Raw genomic sequence first — 19,480 nt, 5'->3', positions numbered from 1 at the left:
CAAAATCGAGAAGGCCAAAGCGCAGGTGCGCGCCAAGGTCGAGCACCCGTTCCGGGTGATCAAGCGCCAGTTCGGTTATGTGAAGACGCGCTTCCGTGGCTTGGTGAAGAACACGGCGCAGCTGGTGACGCTGTTCGCCCTGTCGAACCTGTGGATGGCGCGCAGACATTTACTGGCAACAGCAGGAGAGGTGCGTCTGTAATACGGGGGATAGCCGCCGTGAGGCTATCGCAGCGGCTAAGAACACAGAAATGAGCGGGTGATCTGATCGTTTTTGATCGATTTTCCGCTTTCAAAATCAGCGGAGGCTGAAGTCGGCCAGAAATGCATGGCTACTTCAGAGGATCCCTAGGGCCACAACTACGCGCTCTGGGTGGCCCTCGATAGTTCAGAGTATGCAGAACAACCTGTCACCTTATGGGCAGTACAAGTGCCAAGTGCTGAGTTTCTTACGCACTCTGGTTCATCTTGACCGGACGTACCAATATCCGGAACGCAAGCACATCTGGCCTTTGGCAATTCCCTGGCATCCTTTACCCTCCTCGATGTGGCGCAGATTACCAAGAACTGCGCCACATTCGCAGTCAATATTGGCGCAGTTCTGAAAACTGCGCCAATATTGCGCCAACAGCATTTAGACGGTGCCAACTCAGCAATGCCTTCAAGCACTGAAATACTGAACAGCATCCAGGCCTCTGGTAACGGATTGACACTGGCAGAGCTCCTAGCCAGTCACCCTGATATTGCTCGGAGAACAGCGCAGCGGTTAATTGCAAAGATGATCGAGTGCGGTCAAATCACCGCAAGCGGTGAAGGCAGAGCTCGACGCTATTTCGGCGCAATTACCCCGGCTGACGCCAGCACATTGGATACGGGGACCGATAGCTTCCCATCTTTTATTCCACTGTCCGCAGATAGCAGGGACATACTCGTCTACATCAATCAGCCAACAGAGGCGCGCAAGCCCGTAGGCTACCAGCGTGATTTTCTGGGCGCCTACCAACCGAACGAAACCAGCTACTTATCTGAGTCGTTGCGGCGCCAACTGCACAGAATGGGCAAAACCACAGATGCAGTGGAGCCGGCTGGCACATACAGCCGTGCTGTTCTAAATCGTCTGCTGATCGATTTGTCGTGGGCCTCCAGCCACCTGGAGGGGAACACCTACTCGCGACTCGATACACGAGAACTCATTGAGCATGGCATGGCCGCACGAGGCAAAGCAGCTATCGAAACGCAGATGATCTTGAACCATAAGACGGCAATCGAACTGTTGGTCGAGAACATCGAAAGTGCTGAGTTCAACCGCTACACACTTATGAACCTGCACAGCGCCCTGGCCGAAAACCTGCTTCCAAATCCTGCAGATGAAGGCCGCATCCGGCAGCATGCCGTCGACATAGGGAAAAGCACCTATCGCCCTCTCTCGACACCACACCAGATTGAGGACGCCCTGGAGGTTCTACTCAACAAGGCCAATCAGATTAGTGACCCGTTCGAGCAGTCCTTCTTCATGATGGTGCACCTGCCCTACCTGCAGCCCTTTGCCGACATCAACAAGCGCACCTCCCGACTGGCAGCGAACCTGCCACTGTTTCGTGCCAACCTATGCCCGCTGACATTTCTGGATGTGCCCGAACAGGCCTACAGCCGCGCCACGTTAGGCGTCTACGAAATGACCCGGGTAGAGCTACTTCGCGACCTATACCTTTGGGCCTACGAACGTTCAACGCAGGAGTACGTGGCAATCAAGCAAGACCTTGCTGAACCAGACCCCCTTCGACTGACCTGGCGGGATTTCATCAAAACGACCATTCGCGAGGTCGTCACTCATCCGGAGCTTGATCCACTGGCCTGCATTCAACGCGCTGTAGCAGAGCATGTTTCAGAAACTGAGCAGCCAGAAGTACAAGCCCTGATCGTTGAAGAGCTCCGACGGCTGCAAGAAGGGGTACTGGCGCGTTACGGATTACGGCCATCCGAATTCAACCTCTGGAAATCGAGCCATGGGAACTGATGAGTTCACGCCCAACCATTCGCGCCCTCAGGCAGAAAGCGAACACTCAATGCTGAGCCCTATGGATTACGAAAGCCTTCTTGCACAGGTCGTCCAACTAGTCGAAGACGCTGGCCTGCTGCTCATTACTGAATGGCAGCTCACAGAGGGTCCTCGCGGCTCCGGCGATAAAGCTGAAGTCGATATTGAAATCGAGTCACTGCTGAGGCCTGGGCTGCTGCAACTGCGGGACTGCGACTTCTGGGGCGAGGAAACAGGCCATAGGCTCACAGGAGCCAGGTATTGCTGGGTTGTTGACCCCAATGATGGGACTGCAGACTTTCTGAAAGGCCACAAAGGCTCTGCCATATCTGTCGGCTTGCTTGAGGATGTCCAACCGTTGCTTGGCGTGGTCTACGCCCCTGTTTTGCCGAGATGGGAACGCCATCACCTATGAATCGCACCGGGTTTCGTGGAGGCCTCAACTCTTGAGAAGATGAGGCCATGAGAAAGACTACGACCTGCTCCCCCGAAGTCCGTGAACGTGCTGTAAGCATGGTTCTGGAGCACCTGAACGACTACCCCCTCCGAGTGGGCAGCCATTGAAGCCATAGCCCTGAAGATTGGCTGTGCAGCGCAAACCCTGCATGGCTGGATTCGTCGTCATCAGACTGATGCCGGCCAACGTTCTGGGCCGACCACCGAAGAGCGCGAGCGCATCAAAACCCTGGAGCGCGAGAATCGCGAGCTGCGCAAAGCCAACGAGATTCTGCGCCTGGCCAGTGCGTATTTTGCCCAGGCGGAACTCGACCGCCGCACCAAGTCCTGAGGGCATTTGTCGACCAGCATCGTGACCGTCTCGGGGTCGAGTCGATCTGCCGTGTCTTGCAGATCGCCCCGTCCGGTTACCGCACACACGCGGCGCAGCAGCGCAACCCGGCACTGCGCTGTTCACGTACGTATCGACCTGGCAGGGCTGGCTGTACGTGGCGTTTGTGATTGACGTGTTTGCGCGGCGGATCGTCGGTTGGCGAGTCAGTACCAGCATGAGGACGGACTTCGTACTGGATGCCCTGGAGCAAGCCCTGCATGCCCGTCAGCCGCATCGCATGGGAGGGCTAATCCATCACAGCGACCGTGGCAGTCAGTACGTTTCGATACGCTACACAGAGCGGCTGACAGAGGCCGGTATCGAGCCATCGGTGGGTAGCAAGGGCGACAGCTACGACAACGCCCTGGCCGAAACCATCAACGGGCTGTACAAGGCCGAACTGATTTACCGCCAGTCATGGAAGAGCCGCGAGGCGGTTGAGATGGCGGCGTTGAAGTGGGTGCACTGGTACAACCACCAACGCCTGCTGAGCTCAATCGGGTATATCCCGCCTGCGGAGGCTGAGACAAACTTCCACCAGCAACAAACAGATCAGGCCGTGGCGGCCTGACTTAAACGAAATGGCCTCCACGAATCCCGGTGCGATTCAGTGTTCAGAGCGGCATCCATTTGCGGATCGCAACGGGCATCAGGACGCTAGTTCAACTCGAGACCTTCCTCAAGTATGGACTGTTGCACGGCCTCACGGCTCTTCACACGCTCGTACCAAGCCTGCAGATGATGAAGGCTGTCAAGATGAAGTGGCGTGTCCTCGTAAGACTTCAGCCAGGACGCCTTAGCCCAACCAGTCACCGCAAACAGATAGGTGTCGGCGACCGAGAATTTGTCTCCCATAAGATACTGCTTGTCCGCGAGATGCTCATTGATCCAGGCGTAGCGTTTCTCCAGCTTCGGCCTTGCGATCTCGATGTAATCTCCTGCGGGAGCCGCATAGAACAGCGGAATGAAACCCTTATGGATTTCCGTTGAGAGGAAGGCGAGCATCTCCTGAAGCTTGTATCTTTCAAACGTTCCGTTGGCCGGAGCAAGGCCCATTTCGGGCTTCTGGTCCGCAAGATATTGAATGATTACAACGCCTTCCAACAGCATTTCGCCATTATCAAGCTCAAGCGCAGGAATGTAGCCGTGCGGGTTGACCTTGTAAAAATTCTTCCCCTGCTCTGTTACATGATCTTTGAGGTCGACCTTGACGAATTCGACATTGATGCCAAGTTCGTTTGCAACGATGTGGGGCGAAAGGGAGCAGGCGCCAGGCTTGTAGTAGAGCTTCATTCTGTGATCTCCATGGTTTTCATTGTCGCGCTTAGAAAAATGTTATTAGTGGTCACTTTGGTCGCGGTAGGGATGGTCAAATGGATACCTGGCTCCGCATCCGCGATGCTGAGCTATTTCCTGTTGCGGCGGTAACGATGATAAAGGCCTCCTGGCGTCATGGTGGAGAAGACCCCGTCACGGCGCACCCAGGCATGCATGAGTGCAGCGCAAAGATGCATCAGCACGACGGCGAACAGCAGCCAGGCCAGCAGACCGTGGGCGTCACGCAGCACCGCGTACCAGACCGGATGGGTAGGTGCGATGGGCGGCAGCGTGACGCCCGGCAACATCGTCACAGGCCATCCGCCCGCTGAGCGCACGCCCCAGCCGAGCAGTGGTAGCGAGAACATCAGCGCATACAGCACCCAATGCGATGCCTTGGCTGATATTACTTGCCAACGTGGAATGTCTGCGGGCAACGCTGGTGCACCGTGACGCAGCCGGTTGACCAAGCGCACGATCGCCAACAGCAAGATGGCAATGCCCAGCGGTTGATGAAGATCGAGCAACTCGGGCCGCCAGGTCAGGGACGTCATCATGGCCACGCCGATGAACAGCATCGCAATAATTGCTGCCGCCATCGTCCAATGCAGCAGCCGCGCCAGCAGATTGAACCGTTCTGGCTGGCCAGCCTCATTGGCTTGTGAGGTTTTTGTTACGGTGCGGGTTTCGGTAGTCATTGTGCTGTCTTCTTTCCGACGGCATCGGTGGCCTTGCCATAGCCGATCTCGTGCAGCCGTGAGTTGTACGAGTGGGCATAAATACCTGCCCGTGTGGCCAATACCGGATCGTTCGACAGCGCCATACCTGCCGGTATCAAGGTGGGATCGAAATTGACGTCGCGACACACGCCGTCAGTCTGATCAAAGACGCGTTGCACTTCCAACGTTCCGGCGACTACCTGTTGGCGGGTTTCCGGCCAAGGCTGCGATGGATCATCCACCGGATCACCTGGTGCGGCCAATTGCATCACAATATCCCACTGTAACGGCGCCTTTGTCAGGCGTTGCCCTACCTCCTTGAACAAGGCGTCATGACTGGCGCCCGCACGCTCCTCATCACTCCAGGCGGTGAATGCCGCGTGCGGCCGTAGCCACCAGCGCATGGCTTGCCGTCGCCCATCCTCGGCGAGCAGATAGTAGGCGTGGATGGCGTAGTACGTGGCACCGGCAAAGCTGCTGGCCCAGGGTTTCACGGCATCGGCCTCCATGTATTTGCGCGCCTCCGGATACTCGGCGAGGAAAGCTGCCAGCTGCTGGGGGTTGGGATTTCCGGTGCTCGGATCAGGCGCAGTGGCCTTCATCATCTCGAGGAAGCCGGGGGCATCGCGGGTGGGGAAATACGGTTCGTTGTTCATTTTCATGCGCCACTGCTGCCCGTTATCGGCAGTAAGCATCATGGCCATGCTGACGGTGCTGGTGGAGTTGTCCGCGGCATATGGGCTCATGCTCCCAATCGAGAAACGTCCTATGGCCCGTGTCTCCGGTTGAGCGAAAACGCTGGCATGGGAATACTTTGCCGCCTCGCCGCTGGAGCGAAACACCCCTTCGAAACACATTCCCTTGCCATGCGCGCGTCGGTAGCCAGCAGGAAAATCATGCTGCGTGTCTTCCAGGAAAGTCATATTCGTCACTCGCTGGCCGAGCAGGCCGGAGGTCCAGGCGAAGGCCGCGGCCAGTACGGCGATGATCGCGCCGATGCCGGCCAGCGCCGGCCAGCTCCGTTTCAGGTCAATATCGCCGATCTTCATGGTCGGCCTCCGTTACGGCGGCCATTGGTGGCCAGGGCGAATGTGGTGCGGGATGTGTTCATCATGATTCCTTGAATAGATAACATGGCTTACAGAAAGTCTGCGGGGTGCCCACACCGAACATTCTTTGCGGTTGAATTTCGTACCGTTAATGCGAGGCTGTCTTTGAAAACGCATTCATCACAATCACTCCCGTCACAATGAAAACGATGCCGATGATTGCTGGAAGATCCAGTCTTTGCTTGAAAACAACCACTCCCACCAGCGTGGTCAGGACGATGCCTAAACCGGCCCATATGGCGTAAGCGATCCCGAGCGGCAAACCTTTCAGCGCCTGGGCGAGTCCGTAGAATGCAAATCCGTAAAAAACAATCACCAGCCCGGTCGGTACCAACCGGGAAAACTGTTCGGACCTGGCCAGGAAAGCACTGCCGGCGACCTCCGCGACGATTGCTGTTCCTAGCCAGATATAGGGTGTTGCAAGCATGTTCTTCTCTTGTTTTCTGTGGTTATTCCGCGCGCGACGTTATTTTGCCTTCACCGCTTAACTGGGCGATCTTTTACAATACGATCGTATCGTACATCATTTTTGCATTGTAGAATCCAGGCATGACTACTAAAGCGCAGACTTCCCGGCCTCCGAAGCAACCTGACCAGGTCAGAAAGAGGCTTTTCCAAGCCGCCACGGTGTTGTTAAGTACTGGGCAGCCCGTTTCAATCGGAGCAATTGCCAGCGCAGCCGGTGTCAGCAAAGGTGCTGTACAGCATCATTTCGGTACGAAAGAACAGCTGCTAGCTGCACTTTTCGATCTTTATATGGATCAATTCAACGAAGCACTGGCGCTCGAAGACGCCTCGGCTCCCCCGGCCTTGCGCTACGCGCGCATGTCGCTCAATACCACTTCGTATCAGGACACCGATGGATGGCGCGCAATGGTGGTGGCCACTGTCGTAGATCGCGGACTCGCGGCGCGGTGGAGCGAACGGGCAGAAATTGAGCGATCTATGGATCAATCTCCGTCTGCGAATGCCTTGCTCGTTCGTTTGGCGGCAGACGGGTTATGGCTATCGGATTTGCTGTCTACCTATAAGGTCAGCAACAAAGAGCGCGAGGAGCTTGATGTATTGATGCGAGAGCTGCTCAGGGGTTCTTGATCTTGCGTTGTTGAACATCGCCCTGCTCCAGTTGGTAAACACCTGCATCGCCGCGAGCCGAAATCGCGCGTGCATTGTGTGCGGCGCCGCCGTATCGCCTTAGTTATGTCGATCCTTTGCGGGTCGATGGGATCATGCGATCAGCCTGATCGAGGGTAAGCACAGATAAGCAGGGTCGTGCTCCTGAAACGGAACTCGATCAGCGGCAATGGACTATCTTCGCGGAATTTTCGGTGAGAATTTATGCGTATCACACGGGCCACGTGGCCAACAGCACGTGACACGCTGGTAGTTCACCTCAATGCCATAACGCTGAGTGGCCGCCGAAAGCTCAACCCTTGTAGAGGGCCAGTTGACCCTGTGCCAGGCGCTGGCAAAATGTGCGCGGACGCTTACGGGATCTCCATGTCGCATTTTGCTCGTAAATGCGTTGCGCAATGTCATCGGACACTGGCTTGAGATTGAGCCGGGTCGACATCGCCAGCAGTTCCACTTGGCCGGCATGGTCCGTTCTTGCCAGGCTTCGGCAATGGCCGGGCCGGGCCGGGCCGGGCCGACAACGATCACCCGTGGATCTTCAAGGACAACACGTCCGTATTTAGCTGTTCGGAGATGAGCCGGCCTTAGAGGGTGAACTGTGCTAGTGGCGCTTTTGGCCGATTCTGTTGAAAAAGTAGCTTCAGCGGCGGCCAGCCGGTGAGGTGTCCCTGCTGTCGAAGTGGCTGCAGGCCACTTCAGTTGCCCTTTGGTGTTTCACTGAGCGTCCTTGCTCAAGCTTGAGGGTTAATTTGAGGGTTTCTGCGCGCAGCAGGTGTACCTATCCCGTGAGCGGTGGCCCTTGAGGCAAAAGCTTGGCCATGCGGCGCAGGTTCTGCACCATCGCAGCCAAGGTGAATTCGTCAGTGGTACCTGTCAGGCCACGCAATCGTAAACAGTCGAGTTTCATGATCCGTTTGAGGTGGGCGAAAAGCATTTCCACCTTCTTACGTTCGCAGCGAGAGACGAGGTATTCCGGTGTCTTGGCGATGCGCCGGGCCACGTCACGGGCAGCCTCATGGATGCTGCGGACGATTTTCCGATTCGGCGTGTGGGGGTAGCATTTCGCTTTCAAAGGACAGCTGGCGCAGTCAGTTTGGCTGGAGCGGTAGATGATGGTATAGGCCTTGGTCACCCGCGATCTTTTCTGAGTGAAAGCGCGCCATTCACTGCGTAGTGGTTTGCCGGCTGGGCAGCGATATCCATTGGCTTCCTGATTCCAGTGGAATAAAAGGCGCGCTGCCGGCTTGTTGAGTGCTGTCATTGATGGCTGCGTAGTACTCGGCTTGATGCGCGTGCACCAGGCTTTCCACCGGCACATGGGCAAACAGTGGCTGCCAGCGGCTCAGAACCAGGGTTTGCCACAGTCGCCCCATACGCCCATTGCCATCGGCAAAGGGGTGGATAAATTCAAACTCGTAATGAAAGACGCAACTGGCAATCAGGGGCGGCTGATCGGTTGCTTCCACTCATCCAGAGCGTGATCCGCTGGCCTGCATTCAACGCGCTGTAGCAGAGCATGTTTCAGACAGTGAGCAGCCAGAAGTACAGGTGCTAATCGTTGAAGAGCTCCGCCGGCTGCACGAAGGTGTGCTTGCGCATTATGGATTAAGGCCATCCGAGCTCACCCTCTGGAAATCGCGCCATGGCAACTGATGAGCTCAGGTCCAACCATTCATGGCCCGTCAAACAGAAAGCCAACACTCAATGCTGAGCCATACGGATTACGAAAAACCTCTGGCAGTCGTCCGGCTAGTCAAGGACGCTGGCAGGCTGCTCGGGGTGGCCTCACCGCCCCCGGCAAATAATCCACGACCATTCGTGCGCATTGCCGCTTTACGGCTAAGAAGGTGAGGTTTTGCAGGCAGTGACTCTATGGGTTCCAACAAATCACAGGCAAAAGGCAAGTGGGAAGACGGCCACACCTGCAACCGCAGCCCAGCTCTCGCGACGCCAGAGCGCCTCTGCCCTGGCGAATCAGAGGTAAGTCATCTCCATCAATACCAGGGCGCTGTAGCTGCCCGCCTCGGGCGGCTCGTCCAGGGCCACTGGTTTGACCCGCAGGTTTAGCGCCAGTGGTGCATCGGCCAATAGCCAGGCGTTGTCCGCGCCGAGGCTGAAATCGGTTTGGCTGCTGTTGTGCAAGAGGTTCAGGCGCAGGCCCAGGTTGGCACGGTCGGTGAGCAGGGTTTGGCGATCGGCGCTGCCCTGCCCGGGCGACAGTTTAAGGGTTACGCGGGTGCCGGCACGGCAATCGAAAACCAGCGGTACGTCAGTGCTTACGGCGCTGTCGGCAGCCAGTTGGCCAAGGCTGACGTCGCCCAAATCCAATTGTTGCGAGCTGGGGAAGCGCGGCACGCAGGGCGGAGCGACCAAGTTGCCGGTGATGTCGATGCTGGCCTCATCGGCCGCGTGCGCGGCGGCACCCGCCAAGGCAAACAGTATCCATAGCAGGGCTTTCATAGGTAGTTAATCGTCATGACCATGGATGAAGTGAACGCGCTAGGGGCCAGCGCGCCGCGTTCGACCAGTTTCGCCTTGAGGCTGATATCGACGTTGCCGCTGAGGTTGCTATAGGCCTTGGCGGTGCCGGTGAGGTTGGCTGCCGTATCGTCCGCCCACAGCAAGGATACGCCGAGGTTACTGACGCTGGTCTTGGCCACGGTAGTGGTGTGCGTGCCTCTGCTGGAGGTGAAGCTGACATTCAAGGATGAGCCGGCAGGGCAGGTCATGCGCACCGGCACCGCAACAGTGCCGGTACTGGCGACCTGGTCGGTGCGCACGTTGCCAAATTCGGCAGTCAGGGTGGTACCGGTACTGAGCACGCAGGGCGGACGCGTGAGGGTGCCGCTTACGGTGATATTCACTGTGCTGGCGGCAGTGGCGGTGGTGCTGAGCAATACCAACGCGAGCAATGACGTTTTCATAAAGGCCTCACTGGTAACTGATGTTCAGGGTGTATTGGCTCTGGAACGCCCCAGCAGGCGACTGGCCGGCAACCACTTGTGGTTTGAACCGCAAATTCACGTTGTTGTTGCCGGCGCTCATATACATGGTGCGCGCTCTGGAAAAGGTCACCGAGTTGCCGGTATCACTCCAGATCGCCTGCATGTTCAGGCCGTTCAGGGTGGTGCGCGATACACCGCCACTGTCGTTAACCACCGTCTGGCTGGGCGTCAGGGTGACGCTGGCCGTTACTGCAGAGGGGCAATTGACTGAAACGCTGGTCGACTGGGTCTGGCCGCTAATATTGGTATTGCTGACGGTGCCGAAATTGAGGTTGACCGCACTCGGCGAACTCAGGGTGCAGCTGACGGCGGAGACGTTGTAGATAAATGTCATGGGATGGATCCATTCCGCGTAATTCGGGTAACCAATAGCGGTCACGCCCAGCGTCACCTGCGCCACCCGTCTTCCAGGCGTACTGGGAGCAATACCGCCTATGTAGTACTCGTAAGACACCTTGCCACCGACGGGAATCCATACACAGCGCCCACCGAGGCATGACGACCCGTAATTACCCAACGGCAGCTGAGACAGGTAGGTATTGCTGTAATAGTCCAGCCCATACAAACGAGCAGGGCTGCTCCCACTGATGTGAACGATCTGCAGGGTCGGATAGGCACCATTGGGGAAAACGCGTTTTGCCGTGCAGGTGCCACTGAATGGCACTTTCATCTCGGCGCCGGCCGCAAAGGTGTAGCCCGTCGTACTTGACCCCGTTATGTTGCAGTCAAGGCTGCCACCGATCAGCGCCTGAGCGTCCAATGGCAGCCAACAGCCCAATACCAAGAGCGCAAGTAGCCTGCACCAGCAAGCGCCAACATCTTTTTTCACCTTCATACCTTACGAATCCTTGGCACCCGAGCCATCGGCCGTGCGCTCACATTGAATGTTCAGTTGCGTAATCCCGCCTTCGGCAGGGGCGTCCTCTTGCAGCGTCAAGTCGCGACTGCACCAGGGTTGCCCGCCCACGCTGATCGACAGCCGTGACTCAAGCGGCACCCCAGACATGAATACGCGGCCACGGTCAGCAACCAAGGTGCTGCCCAGGGAGCGGCCGTCCGGGGCGTAGAGTTCGGCGTTGGCGGCAAAGGGCGCGGCTTCGCCGTCAGCATCGAGGATGCGAAACAGGATGCGTTTGCCGCGCCGGGTGTCGAAGTCCGCCAGCACAAAGGCCCCACGGTTCGGCGTGACCTCCCTGACCGGCTCGGCAATGTCCACATCAGCGGGCATCGACTGGGTGTCCAGCGACACGCGGTTCTTGCGGTAAGGCAACGCCTGCGGCACCACCGTGTAGCCGTTGGCATTGGTGCGCACGCCCGGCTTGTTGCTGATAGCCACGCCCGCGGCACCTGGGGTGGCCACGATCACGTTGGTTTCGCCCAAGGGCTGACTGAACATCAGGTTGTGGTCATACGCCACCAGCGAACCTTCAATGCCCATGTCCAGCTGGCGATTGCTGGCGGTTTCGTTATAGGCGCCATGCAGTGTCGCGCTGGACGCCTCGTAGCGTGCGGCGAACGTCCCCCCTGCCTGGCGCTCGTCTCCGTTGACTTGCTGCGACACGCCCGCGCTGTAGGCGAGGGTGTTGTCTGCAAAGGCGTTGCCGCTGAGGGTAGCCGTACGCGATGCCATACCGCGTGCGCTCTGGTTGGCACTGGCCGTGACCCGCTGATTGCGTGTGCCGCCCAAAGGCATGCTGAGGCTCAGGGACAAGGTGCGCTCATCCGACGCTGCGCCCTTGTTCAAGCCCAGGCCCAGGGAATAGGCAATGCTCCCGGCGCTGAAGGTGTAACCCAGCTGGATCGAGGTATCGGCCTTGGTCCTGCTCCAGTAATCGGTTTTTGTCACGTTGGCGTACATGCCGCCGTAGCTGCCCAGTTGCTGGGACAGGTTGGCGGTGAAATTGCTCTTCATATGGCCGCTGCGGTAGGTGCCCAGAGATTGCTCGGCGCTGCGGCTGTTCAGCGCTTCGTTGAACGAGTAGTAGCCGCCCGTGGAGTAGCGATAGCCGATCAGGCTGAAGTTGGTGTCGGTAGCGGCCAGGGACTTGGCGTAGCGAAAACGCAACGACTGGCCGCTGGCGCTGGTTTTTGCAGGGCCCATGGCATCGCTGCGGGCGAGGGTCAGGTCCAACGAAATAGCACCGAAGCCTGCAAAGTCATGGGCAAAACCCACTAGACCCGCAGTGTATTGGTCGCTCAGGACGCTCCCGCCAAACAGCGTGGTGCCGCCGCTTAAACCACGGCGCAGGGAAGCCTGGATAAAAGCCGGCGTGTCTTGCAGAACAGCTGTTGGTGCGGGGCGGTAATGGCCGGCGAACACCGAATAACTCTGCTGGCCCTCACGCAGCATGTAAGGCACCGACGAGAACGACTGGGTGTAGACCTGGCGCTGGCCGTCCGGGCCTTCAACGGTGACTTCAATGTCGCCGTTGCTGGCCGTGGGGGACAGGTCGGTCAAGGCGAACGGCCCCGACGGCACCCACTGCTCATAGATCACGTAGCCGCGCTGGCGGATGGTCACCCGCGAGCGGCCATTGGCGATGCCGCGCACCACTGGTGCGAAGTCCCGGGCCTGGTCCGGCAGCATGTCCAGGTCGGTGGCGATGCCCAGGCCGCGATAGGGGATAGCGTCGAACAGGTCGCCCTCGGTGGTGGAGTCGCCCAGGGTGGCAATTGCCATCATGTTGCCCAGGTCGCGCTGGGCGTAGGTTTCCAGCGACTCCCAACGCCCCGTCTGGTCGGTGTCTTTCTGCCAGGTGGAAAAGTTGCGCAGGCGCCAGGCCCCAGCATTGACGCCGCTGCGCAGGCTACCAAACTGATTCTCACGGCGGCCGCTGTCGCTCTGCGCCGTGCTGCCGGAAAAGCTGTAATTAGTGAAGGCCACCTGCTCGCCATCGCTCCACTGGCGCCGGCGTACTTCAAATGGGATGCTGCCCAGGTAAGCTTGGGGAATTTCAATCGACAGCACCTGACGGTTGAAGTCGTAGTCATACACCACACCGGCCAACCCCTGATCGAACGCCAGGCAGGTGGCATCGGCGTCATTGCGGTTTTGCAGGGCCTCTTCGGTGACACCCTGGCTGCGGAAGAACTCGGCATCCAGACAGGGGAACAAGCCTGTGGCGGATTGCTCGCCGGTGCCTGTGGCACGGATAAAACGCAGGTCGCGCGGTTCGAGCGAGCGCTGGTTGAGCAAAATATCCACCCGGTAAATGCCCGGTAACTGCCCTTCACTCATGGCGCTGACCTGTTGCTTCACCGCAGCCGAACTCTGCCCGCCGCCGATTTCGAGGAACGACGCATCGAACTCGTAGGCGGCCTGCACGGGCGCCAGGTGCAAGGCCAGGACGGCTGCGAGTGGGCAGCCGAAAGCCTTCACGGCGCGACGGCGCATGAGTAGGGATGAGCGGGACATGGGGCGTTCCTGAGAAGGTATTGCGGGACGTGCCTGGGCTATCAGTCAATGCGTACGGCGGGCGCCACAACGGTGCTGCCGTAGTCGTCGATGTAGCTCAGTTGCAATTCATCGCCGGTCTTGGCTGAGGTCGACAGCACCTGCTGTTGCCCGGGGCGCAGCACATCTGGGGCCTGGGTGAGCGGCTGACCATTGAGCTTCAGCTCGCTGACCACGACGTGATAGTTGGAGGCGTTTTTGACCACCAGGGCGCCAGCGTTGGCCTGCCAGCTCACCTGCGCCACCGCGTCCTTGAGCGCGCCTTGTAGGCCGGCCGGGCGGTAGAACAGCTTGATGGTGGTCTTGAGGGCAATCTGCAGCACGTTCTTGCCGCGCTGCTCATCACTCATGGCCGGGATCGCTTTGACGTTCATCAGAAACAGGCTTTCGCGGTCCTGGGGGACATCGGCGTCGCCGGCGAAGATCACACGCAGGATGTTTTCCTTGTTGGCATCCAGGCGAAAAAGCGGTGGCGTGACAATAAAGCTGTCGACGCTTTCGTCGCTGGCGCTACCGAAACGGCTGACCCAGGACTGCACCAGATAGGGCGAGCTGTCGTCGCGGTTGTTCACGGTCAGGTTGGCTTCGCTGGAAGCACCGTCGTAGATCAACCGCGTGGCGCCCACGGAGACCGCCGCATGGGCGCCTACGCTATAGCCGAGCGGCGTGAGGGCGAGGAGAACGCAGAGTAATAAACGCATGGCAGTAAACCTTTGATGTCCGCAGGCCTGCGCGCATAGCGCGAGGCCCACGGTGGGTGACGAGCGATTACTTGTAGGTAACGTCGAAGCTGGCCAGGGCGTGCACCTGACCGGTACCGATGCCGGAGGTGGTGACGGCGGCATCGCCTTCACCCGTCGTCTCATCGGCGGCAGTGCGCACATACGCCGCGGTAAAGTCGAAGGTGTTGGACTGGGTACGTAGGTTGTAATCAGTGGTCGGGGTATTGAGCGGCAGCTTGTTGCCCGTGCGGGCGTCGGCAATCTGGATGGCGATACCACGCACCTGGTTTTCACCGGTCAGGCCCAGCAACGAGGAATCGTTGGCGTCCTGCTGGCCGCTGAACGTGATCGCGACGTTGCGCTTGGTCGCAAAGCTGCAGTTGTCCAGGCTGATGGAGAAGGCTTTCTCCTTGGCGGTGGAGCCTACGTTTGTACCAAAGTCGGCAATGCGGACCGGGTCTAGGGCCACGGATTTGCTGACATCGCCAGTGGTGATGGTGCAGGCGTTATCGGTGACCGAACCGGTAAACTCGATTTGCCCATCGGCCGCCTGCGCGGCGGTGCCAGCCAGTAACCAGCAAGCGCCGCAAGCCAGGGTGTATTTGCTCAGTGCGTTGAACATTGCAATGCCTCGTTATAAGAGTTGGATAGATGTGGACTCACCCATGGGTAAGTCAATCCATGGTGCAATGCAGCCTTCGCAGGGTATATAAGACGAGTCTTAAAGCTATTTGATTAATCCATCACAGACAGTCATTTGGTTAATTGCTAGATGACCCAAGTTATATCCAGCAGCGACGCCGAAGTGCCTCGCCCACTGCCGTAGCGCCCGTAAAACCTGGCATCACGCCAAATCGCTGATAGCGCTCGAAACAGCCCAGGGGTTAAACACCCCAACTCGCTGCACAACTTTAGGACTCGTCCTATAGAGGAGTTTTATTTACTTCACTATCGTTTACCGATGAAACCCATATACCCAGCACAATTAATAGACACCTCTTTTTCTACGCCCAAAGCGGCGAAGAAGTTGTTGTGTCTATTGGCGTTGGTATTTGCGGTCTACGCTGGCGCGTACAGTTACCTGCGGGCACAGTTGAACGAGGAAGTCTCCATACGACGCGGCTATATGAACGCCGCACTCACCCAAACCCAGGGCTTCTTCGTCAACCAGCAGGTACTGCTCAAAAGCCTGAGCCTGTCATTGATAGATGCCAGCACAGCCGCTAGGTCTTCCATCCGTCCACTGCCTGCCGAGCAGGTGTCGATCCGCTTGGGCAGCACTCCAGATAACTGGAGCCTGGTGCTGACTCAGCGGATGCTGGCATACCTGCGCGAGCACAACGTCAAACTGCTGCATGTCGCCCAGGATGGCGAGACTGATACCAGCTGGTTAACGACCACGCACACGGCACCCGAGCCTTTACCCCGTAGCCTGTTGCAGCGCCTCAGGGCCCGACAAACAAGCCAGGGGGTAGCAGAGAATGCGTGGTGCCTGGCGGACCCGCGTAACGCCGCGCTGTACATCTTCACTTACCTAGACAGCGCCAATCCGGCGCTGGGTTGGCTAGGGCTGCAGCTGCAAACGGCCGACCTGCTCGCCGCAGCGCAGCATGAAAAAGCCGGTGATTTCATGCTGTTCGATGAGCGCGGCCGGCTGGTCATCAGCAGCGCCACAGAGCGGCAAACGCCCGCACGCATGCGCTTAAGCGCCGGCAGCTATTTTGGTTGGGAAGGCGAACACTGGCTGCCGGACCGCCTGGTGATTCGCAAACGCCTGGAGTATTCCCAATGGCAGATGGCCTACAGCCTTGAGCTGCGCACGCTGCTGCCAGCACTCAGCTCATCGTTGTTTTTCTGCCTGGCGCTGTGCGCGCTGGCCACTGCGCTGATGGACTACCTGGTACGGCGCATTGACCACGGTCTGATCGTCCCGGCAGCCAACCGACTCAACGCGCTGATTGAGAGCGAGGCGTTCAACAGTGCGGTGATCGAAACCGCCCCGGTTGCCCTGTGCGTACTGCGCCGCAGCGACGCTGAGGTGGTCTTGGAGAACGCGCTGTCACAGCGCTGGCTGGGCAACGGGCAGAGCCGTAAGCAGCGCTGTTGCACCTGGATCGGGCGCGCGTTCGACGGTACCGATACAGGTAACAGCGATGAGTTCGAGACGGACGATGGCCGCCAGCTTTACTTGAGTTTCACCCCCACTCGCTACCATGGCGAAGACGTGCTGATCTGCGCCTTCAGCGACATCAGCGCCCGCCGGCATGTGGAGCGGGCACTGGAGCAGGCACGCAGGGCGGCCGATGAGGCCAGCGAGGCCAAGACGCTGTTTCTGGCGAATGTGAGCCATGAGATCCGCACCCCTTTGTACGGCGTGCTGGGTACGCTGGAGCTACTGGGGCGCACGGCCCTGAGCGCGCAACAGAAGGGCTACCTGACGGCACTCGAGGGCTCGTCGAAGAATCTGCTGCACATCATCAGCGATGTCCTCGACGTCTCGAAGATCGAGGCCGGGCAGCTGTCCCTTGAGCTCATCATCTTCTCGCCGATTCAGTTGGTGCAGGAGGTGATTCACGATTATGCCGACGCAGCGCAGAGCAAAGGCCTGCACGTCTTCGCCTGCATCGATCCGCAACTGCCCTATCAGGTCAAAGGCGACCTCCCACGGATTCGGCAGATCCTCAGCAACCTGCTCAGCAACGCAGTGAAGTTCACCGAGCACGGGCGCATCGTGCTACACGCCCGCCTTGAAAGTCGCGAAGACGAGCGCGCGATGCTGCAATGGCAGGTGGTCGACACCGGCAAGGGCATCGCCCCCGAGGATCAACATCACTTGTTCGACCCGTTCTTTCAAGCCCGCTGCGCGCCCCATATCGTCGCGGGCACGGGCCTGGGTCTGGCGATCTGTCAGCGGCTGATGCACCTGATGAACGGCCAGCTGCAGGTCGTCAGTGAACCTGGCTTGGGCACCAGCGTAACCTTATGCCTACCGCTGGAGCAGGTTAACGAGGACCCATCCGCCCCCTGGGCACGCCCGCTACTCGGCGAGAGCCTGTATGTCGTGTCCCCCGTGCAGGAACTGTCAGAGAGCATCGCCGGCTGGCTGCGGCGCTGGGGCGCCAAGGCGACTGTCGGCGTGCCGAAAAACGCCGCCCCTGCTGCCAGCGCCGTACTGGTCGAGCTGCAACCAGGCATGGTCGAGCCCCCCTCGGTAAGCGACTGGTCAGGCCCCCGCGTGATCGCCTGCGCTGTTGCCCAGGCAACGGGCCTGGCGTCGCAGCGCTGCTGGCAGGTCAACCTGAATGACCTGCAGGCGTTGAATCACGCCGTGCGTCTGGCGCAAAACCCGCAGCACGACGAGCTGGCGGCTGACGCAGAGGCCGCCGCGCTGCGCTTGGACTTACGCGTGCTGCTGGCTGAAGACAACGTCATCAGCCAACTGATCCTGCGCGATCAGCTCAAGGAGCTGGGTTGCAGCGTGGTGGTTGCCAGCGACGGTGTTGAAGCACTGGCGCTGTGGCAGGCCGAACCCTTCGACCTGATCCTGACCGATATAAACATGCCGAACCTGAATGGTTACGAGCTGACCCAGGCCTTGCGCCAACACGGCTGTTCAATCCCGATTATCGGTGCAACCGCCAATGCCTTGCAGGGCGAGGGCGAGCGCTGCCTGGCAGCCGGCATGGACCACTGCCTGACTAAACCTTTCACGCTTCGCGCGCTTTACCAATGCCTGCATACCCAGGCCAGGAGGACACCTTGAACCCCTACCGCGTACTCATCGTTGAGGACCATCCATTTCAACATGAGTACTTGTTGAACATCTTCAAGGACGCTGGCTGCTTTCGTGTCGAGTCCGTCTGGGATGGGGAAAGCGCCTTGCAGTGCCTGGCGCGTAACCACTATGACTTGCTGCTCAGCGACTTGATGATGCCCTGCATGGACGGCGTGCAACTGATCCAGAAAGTCGGCGCCATGGACAACCCGCCGGCCCTCGCGGTCATGAGCGTGGCCTCTCGTCGCATGCTGGTAGGCGTCGGCCAGCTGGCTAAAAACCTGGGGCTGAACGTCGCCGGCCTGATCTCCAAACCGGTGCAGGCCATTGAGGTGCTGCGTTTGCGGGAATTCCTCGACACCTTCATCCATCAGGCAAAGGTTATCTGCGCAGGCCCGCCCAGCTACAGCCGGGAAACCCTGCTAGACGCCATGAAAAAGGGCGATATCCAAGCCTGGTTTCAGCCCAAGAAATCCCTGCGCGATGGCCGTATTGTCGCCGCAGAGGCGCTGGTACGCTGGCTACACCCCAGCCTGGGGGTGCTGCTGCCCAAAGACTTTCTCGCGGATATCGAACGCCTGCGCCTGGACAGCGAGCTGATGCTGCTGATGCTCAACCAGGCCCTGAGCGCTCAGGCGCGCTGGCGGCGAGACGGCTACGAGGTGCCGATCTCGATCAACTTGCCCACCCACTTGCTCGATCAGCAGGATTTGCCAGACCGCCTCAAAAGCGCGGTCATCAACCGTGACGCACGCACGCAGGACATCACATTCGAGCTGATGGAGACGTCAACCACACACGCATTGAGCAACTACTACGCAGGTGCCTGCCGCCTGCGCATGATGGGTTTCGGCCTGGCGCAGGACGATTTTGGTCAGGGTTTCAGCTCTTATTTCACCATGCTGTCGACGCCGTTCAGCGAACTCAAGATCGATCGCTCGCTGGTACATGGCTGTGTCGACAATGAAAGCCAGGCCTCGGCACTGGAAAGTATCGTCAAACTCGGCAAGAAGCTTGGCCTGACTACGGTGGCAGAGGGCGTGGAGACAGCCAGTGAGCTGGCTTTGCTGCGTAACCTCCAGTGCGATCAGGCGCAGGGCTTTCTGATTGCCAAGGGGGTCTCGGTGGAGACCTTCAGTGCGTTATTGCGTGATGACGGCCCCGCCATACCCAAGGTCTTGAGCGCTTGACTGACCCGGGGCGCAAGGACTCTTGGCGTGTGCCATGTGCAGCCTGCAACCGCGCAAGCGAGCCGCAGGGTTTGGCTGGCCCGCCCATGACGCTTGGGCACCAGCGTGCAGGCATTCAGGCGAATGCCTTGATGCATCAAGGCTCGGCGGCAAACGCCCAAGCAGCCATGTTGGGTTGCTACCGGGCA

General features: G+C 59.0%; 16 protein-coding genes, 3 pseudogenes and 1 other annotated feature. Of the genes and pseudogenes, 7 read left to right on the top strand and 12 right to left on the bottom strand.

All coding sequences use genetic code 11. The features are described from left to right. The 4 genes and pseudogenes from BMW49_RS21945 to BMW49_RS21930 form a co-directional block, all read left to right on the top strand. A partial coding sequence (locus BMW49_RS21945; protein ID WP_139205691.1) for a transposase occupies positions 1–202 on the top strand: 202 nt, incomplete at its 5' end. 453 nt (positions 203–655) lie between these two features. Further along, a complete protein-coding gene (locus BMW49_RS21940; protein WP_069520205.1) occupies positions 656–2,017 on the top strand; it encodes a Fic family protein in 1,362 nt (453 codons plus the stop codon). Between the two features lie 49 nt (positions 2,018–2,066). Next, positions 2,067–2,429: pseudogene (locus BMW49_RS21935) on the top strand (inositol monophosphatase family protein); the annotation flags it as partial. Between the two features lie 71 nt (positions 2,430–2,500). Continuing rightward, positions 2,501–3,438 (top strand): annotated as a pseudogene (locus BMW49_RS21930) (IS3 family transposase). Beyond that, positions 2,780–2,896, top strand: a sequence feature (AL1L pseudoknot). Its footprint overlaps the pseudogene before it by 117 nt. An 86-nt stretch (positions 3,439–3,524) precedes the next feature. Here BMW49_RS21930 and gstA read toward each other — a convergent pair. The 4 genes from gstA to BMW49_RS21910 form a co-directional block, all read right to left on the bottom strand. Then, positions 3,525–4,160: a glutathione transferase GstA gene (gene gstA / locus BMW49_RS21925; protein WP_069520203.1), complete on the bottom strand. Its 636-nt coding sequence runs from the start codon at positions 4,158–4,160 to the stop codon at positions 3,525–3,527. Positions 4,161–4,273: 113 nt separating this feature from the next. Beyond that, positions 4,274–4,882, bottom strand: coding sequence for a cytochrome b (locus BMW49_RS21920; protein ID WP_069520201.1), 609 nt, complete (start codon positions 4,880–4,882; stop codon positions 4,274–4,276). Continuing rightward, positions 4,879–5,952 (bottom strand): catalase family peroxidase, encoded by a 1,074-nt coding sequence (locus BMW49_RS21915; RefSeq protein WP_069520199.1) that lies wholly within the window; start codon positions 5,950–5,952, stop codon positions 4,879–4,881. Before BMW49_RS21915 ends, BMW49_RS21920 begins: the two co-directional genes overlap by 4 nt. Positions 5,953–6,100: 148 nt before the next feature. Further along, on the bottom strand, positions 6,101–6,439 hold the full coding sequence (locus tag BMW49_RS21910; RefSeq protein WP_069520197.1) for a DMT family transporter: 339 nt from the start codon (positions 6,437–6,439) through the stop codon (positions 6,101–6,103). Positions 6,440–6,561: 122 nt separating this feature from the next. On the opposite strand from BMW49_RS21910, the gene BMW49_RS21905 reads away from it, so the two are divergent. Further along, positions 6,562–7,107: a TetR/AcrR family transcriptional regulator gene (locus tag BMW49_RS21905; RefSeq protein WP_069520194.1), complete on the top strand. Its 546-nt coding sequence runs from the start codon at positions 6,562–6,564 to the stop codon at positions 7,105–7,107. A gap of 817 nt (positions 7,108–7,924) precedes the next feature. Here BMW49_RS21905 and BMW49_RS21900 read toward each other — a convergent pair. The 8 genes and pseudogenes from BMW49_RS21900 to BMW49_RS21865 form a co-directional block, all read right to left on the bottom strand. After that, positions 7,925–8,371: pseudogene (locus tag BMW49_RS21900) on the bottom strand (transposase); the annotation flags it as partial. Continuing rightward, positions 8,310–8,612 (bottom strand): Fic family protein, encoded by a 303-nt coding sequence (locus BMW49_RS21895; RefSeq protein WP_083251800.1) that lies wholly within the window; start codon positions 8,610–8,612, stop codon positions 8,310–8,312. The gene BMW49_RS21895 and the pseudogene BMW49_RS21900, both read right to left, overlap by 62 nt. Before the next feature lie 508 nt (positions 8,613–9,120). Next, on the bottom strand, positions 9,121–9,606 hold the full coding sequence (locus BMW49_RS21890; RefSeq protein ID WP_069520192.1) for a fimbrial protein: 486 nt from the start codon (positions 9,604–9,606) through the stop codon (positions 9,121–9,123). Next, positions 9,603–10,070, bottom strand: a complete 468-nt coding sequence (locus BMW49_RS21885) for a fimbrial protein (RefSeq protein ID WP_069520190.1) — start codon at positions 10,068–10,070, stop codon at positions 9,603–9,605. Before BMW49_RS21885 ends, BMW49_RS21890 begins: the two co-directional genes overlap by 4 nt. A gap of 7 nt (positions 10,071–10,077) precedes the next feature. Next, positions 10,078–10,986: a fimbrial protein gene (locus BMW49_RS21880; protein WP_069520187.1), complete on the bottom strand. Its 909-nt coding sequence runs from the start codon at positions 10,984–10,986 to the stop codon at positions 10,078–10,080. Between the two features lie 3 nt (positions 10,987–10,989). Next, the gene (locus BMW49_RS21875) at positions 10,990–13,566 is read right to left on the bottom strand and encodes a fimbria/pilus outer membrane usher protein (RefSeq protein WP_069520185.1); all 2,577 of its coding nucleotides are present in this window, start codon (positions 13,564–13,566) and stop codon (positions 10,990–10,992) included. Between the two features lie 41 nt (positions 13,567–13,607). Beyond that, entirely contained in the window at positions 13,608–14,306 is a 699-nt protein-coding gene (locus BMW49_RS21870; RefSeq protein ID WP_069520183.1) for a fimbrial biogenesis chaperone, read from the bottom strand. Between the two features lie 67 nt (positions 14,307–14,373). Then, on the bottom strand, positions 14,374–14,949 hold the full coding sequence (locus tag BMW49_RS21865; protein WP_069520180.1) for a fimbrial protein: 576 nt from the start codon (positions 14,947–14,949) through the stop codon (positions 14,374–14,376). A gap of 339 nt (positions 14,950–15,288) precedes the next feature. Between BMW49_RS21865 and BMW49_RS21860 the strand changes: the two genes are divergently transcribed. Beyond that, positions 15,289–18,090 carry an ATP-binding protein gene (locus tag BMW49_RS21860; RefSeq protein WP_069520179.1) on the top strand — a complete coding sequence of 934 codons (2,802 nt, stop codon included), beginning with the start codon at positions 15,289–15,291 and terminating at the stop codon, positions 18,088–18,090. Further along, positions 18,087–19,292: a response regulator cyclic di-GMP phosphodiesterase PvrR gene (gene pvrR, locus BMW49_RS21855; protein WP_069520176.1), complete on the top strand. Its 1,206-nt coding sequence runs from the start codon at positions 18,087–18,089 to the stop codon at positions 19,290–19,292. Before BMW49_RS21860 ends, pvrR begins: the two co-directional genes overlap by 4 nt. Positions 19,293–19,480 lie beyond the last annotated feature (188 nt).

The sequence above is a fragment of the Pseudomonas cuatrocienegasensis genome (genome assembly GCF_900110925.1).
GTDB lineage: Bacteria > Pseudomonadota > Gammaproteobacteria > Pseudomonadales > Pseudomonadaceae > Aquipseudomonas > Aquipseudomonas cuatrocienegasensis.
This window is presented reverse-complemented; position numbering and strand designations above follow the sequence as displayed.

Bases quoted from the DNA above. Each gene is read 5' to 3' on its own strand.
- BMW49_RS21940 (WP_069520205.1), top strand. From the start codon at position 656: ATGCCTTCAAGCACTGAAATACTGAACAGCATCCAGGCCTCTGGTAAC.
- BMW49_RS21880 (WP_069520187.1), bottom strand. From the start codon at position 10,986: ATGAAGGTGAAAAAAGATGTTGGCGCTTGCTGGTGCAGGCTACTTGCG.
- BMW49_RS21915 (WP_069520199.1), bottom strand. From the start codon at position 5,952: ATGAAGATCGGCGATATTGACCTGAAACGGAGCTGGCCGGCGCTGGCC.
- BMW49_RS21885 (WP_069520190.1), bottom strand. From the start codon at position 10,070: ATGAAAACGTCATTGCTCGCGTTGGTATTGCTCAGCACCACCGCCACT.
- BMW49_RS21910 (WP_069520197.1), bottom strand. From the start codon at position 6,439: ATGCTTGCAACACCCTATATCTGGCTAGGAACAGCAATCGTCGCGGAG.
- BMW49_RS21870 (WP_069520183.1), bottom strand. From the start codon at position 14,306: ATGCGTTTATTACTCTGCGTTCTCCTCGCCCTCACGCCGCTCGGCTAT.
- BMW49_RS21865 (WP_069520180.1), bottom strand. From the start codon at position 14,949: ATGTTCAACGCACTGAGCAAATACACCCTGGCTTGCGGCGCTTGCTGG.
- BMW49_RS21890 (WP_069520192.1), bottom strand. From the start codon at position 9,606: ATGAAAGCCCTGCTATGGATACTGTTTGCCTTGGCGGGTGCCGCCGCG.
- BMW49_RS21875 (WP_069520185.1), bottom strand. From the start codon at position 13,566: ATGTCCCGCTCATCCCTACTCATGCGCCGTCGCGCCGTGAAGGCTTTC.
- BMW49_RS21905 (WP_069520194.1), top strand. From the start codon at position 6,562: ATGACTACTAAAGCGCAGACTTCCCGGCCTCCGAAGCAACCTGACCAG.
- BMW49_RS21920 (WP_069520201.1), bottom strand. From the start codon at position 4,882: ATGACTACCGAAACCCGCACCGTAACAAAAACCTCACAAGCCAATGAG.
- BMW49_RS21860 (WP_069520179.1), top strand. From the start codon at position 15,289: ATGAAACCCATATACCCAGCACAATTAATAGACACCTCTTTTTCTACG.
- gstA (WP_069520203.1), bottom strand. From the start codon at position 4,160: ATGAAGCTCTACTACAAGCCTGGCGCCTGCTCCCTTTCGCCCCACATC.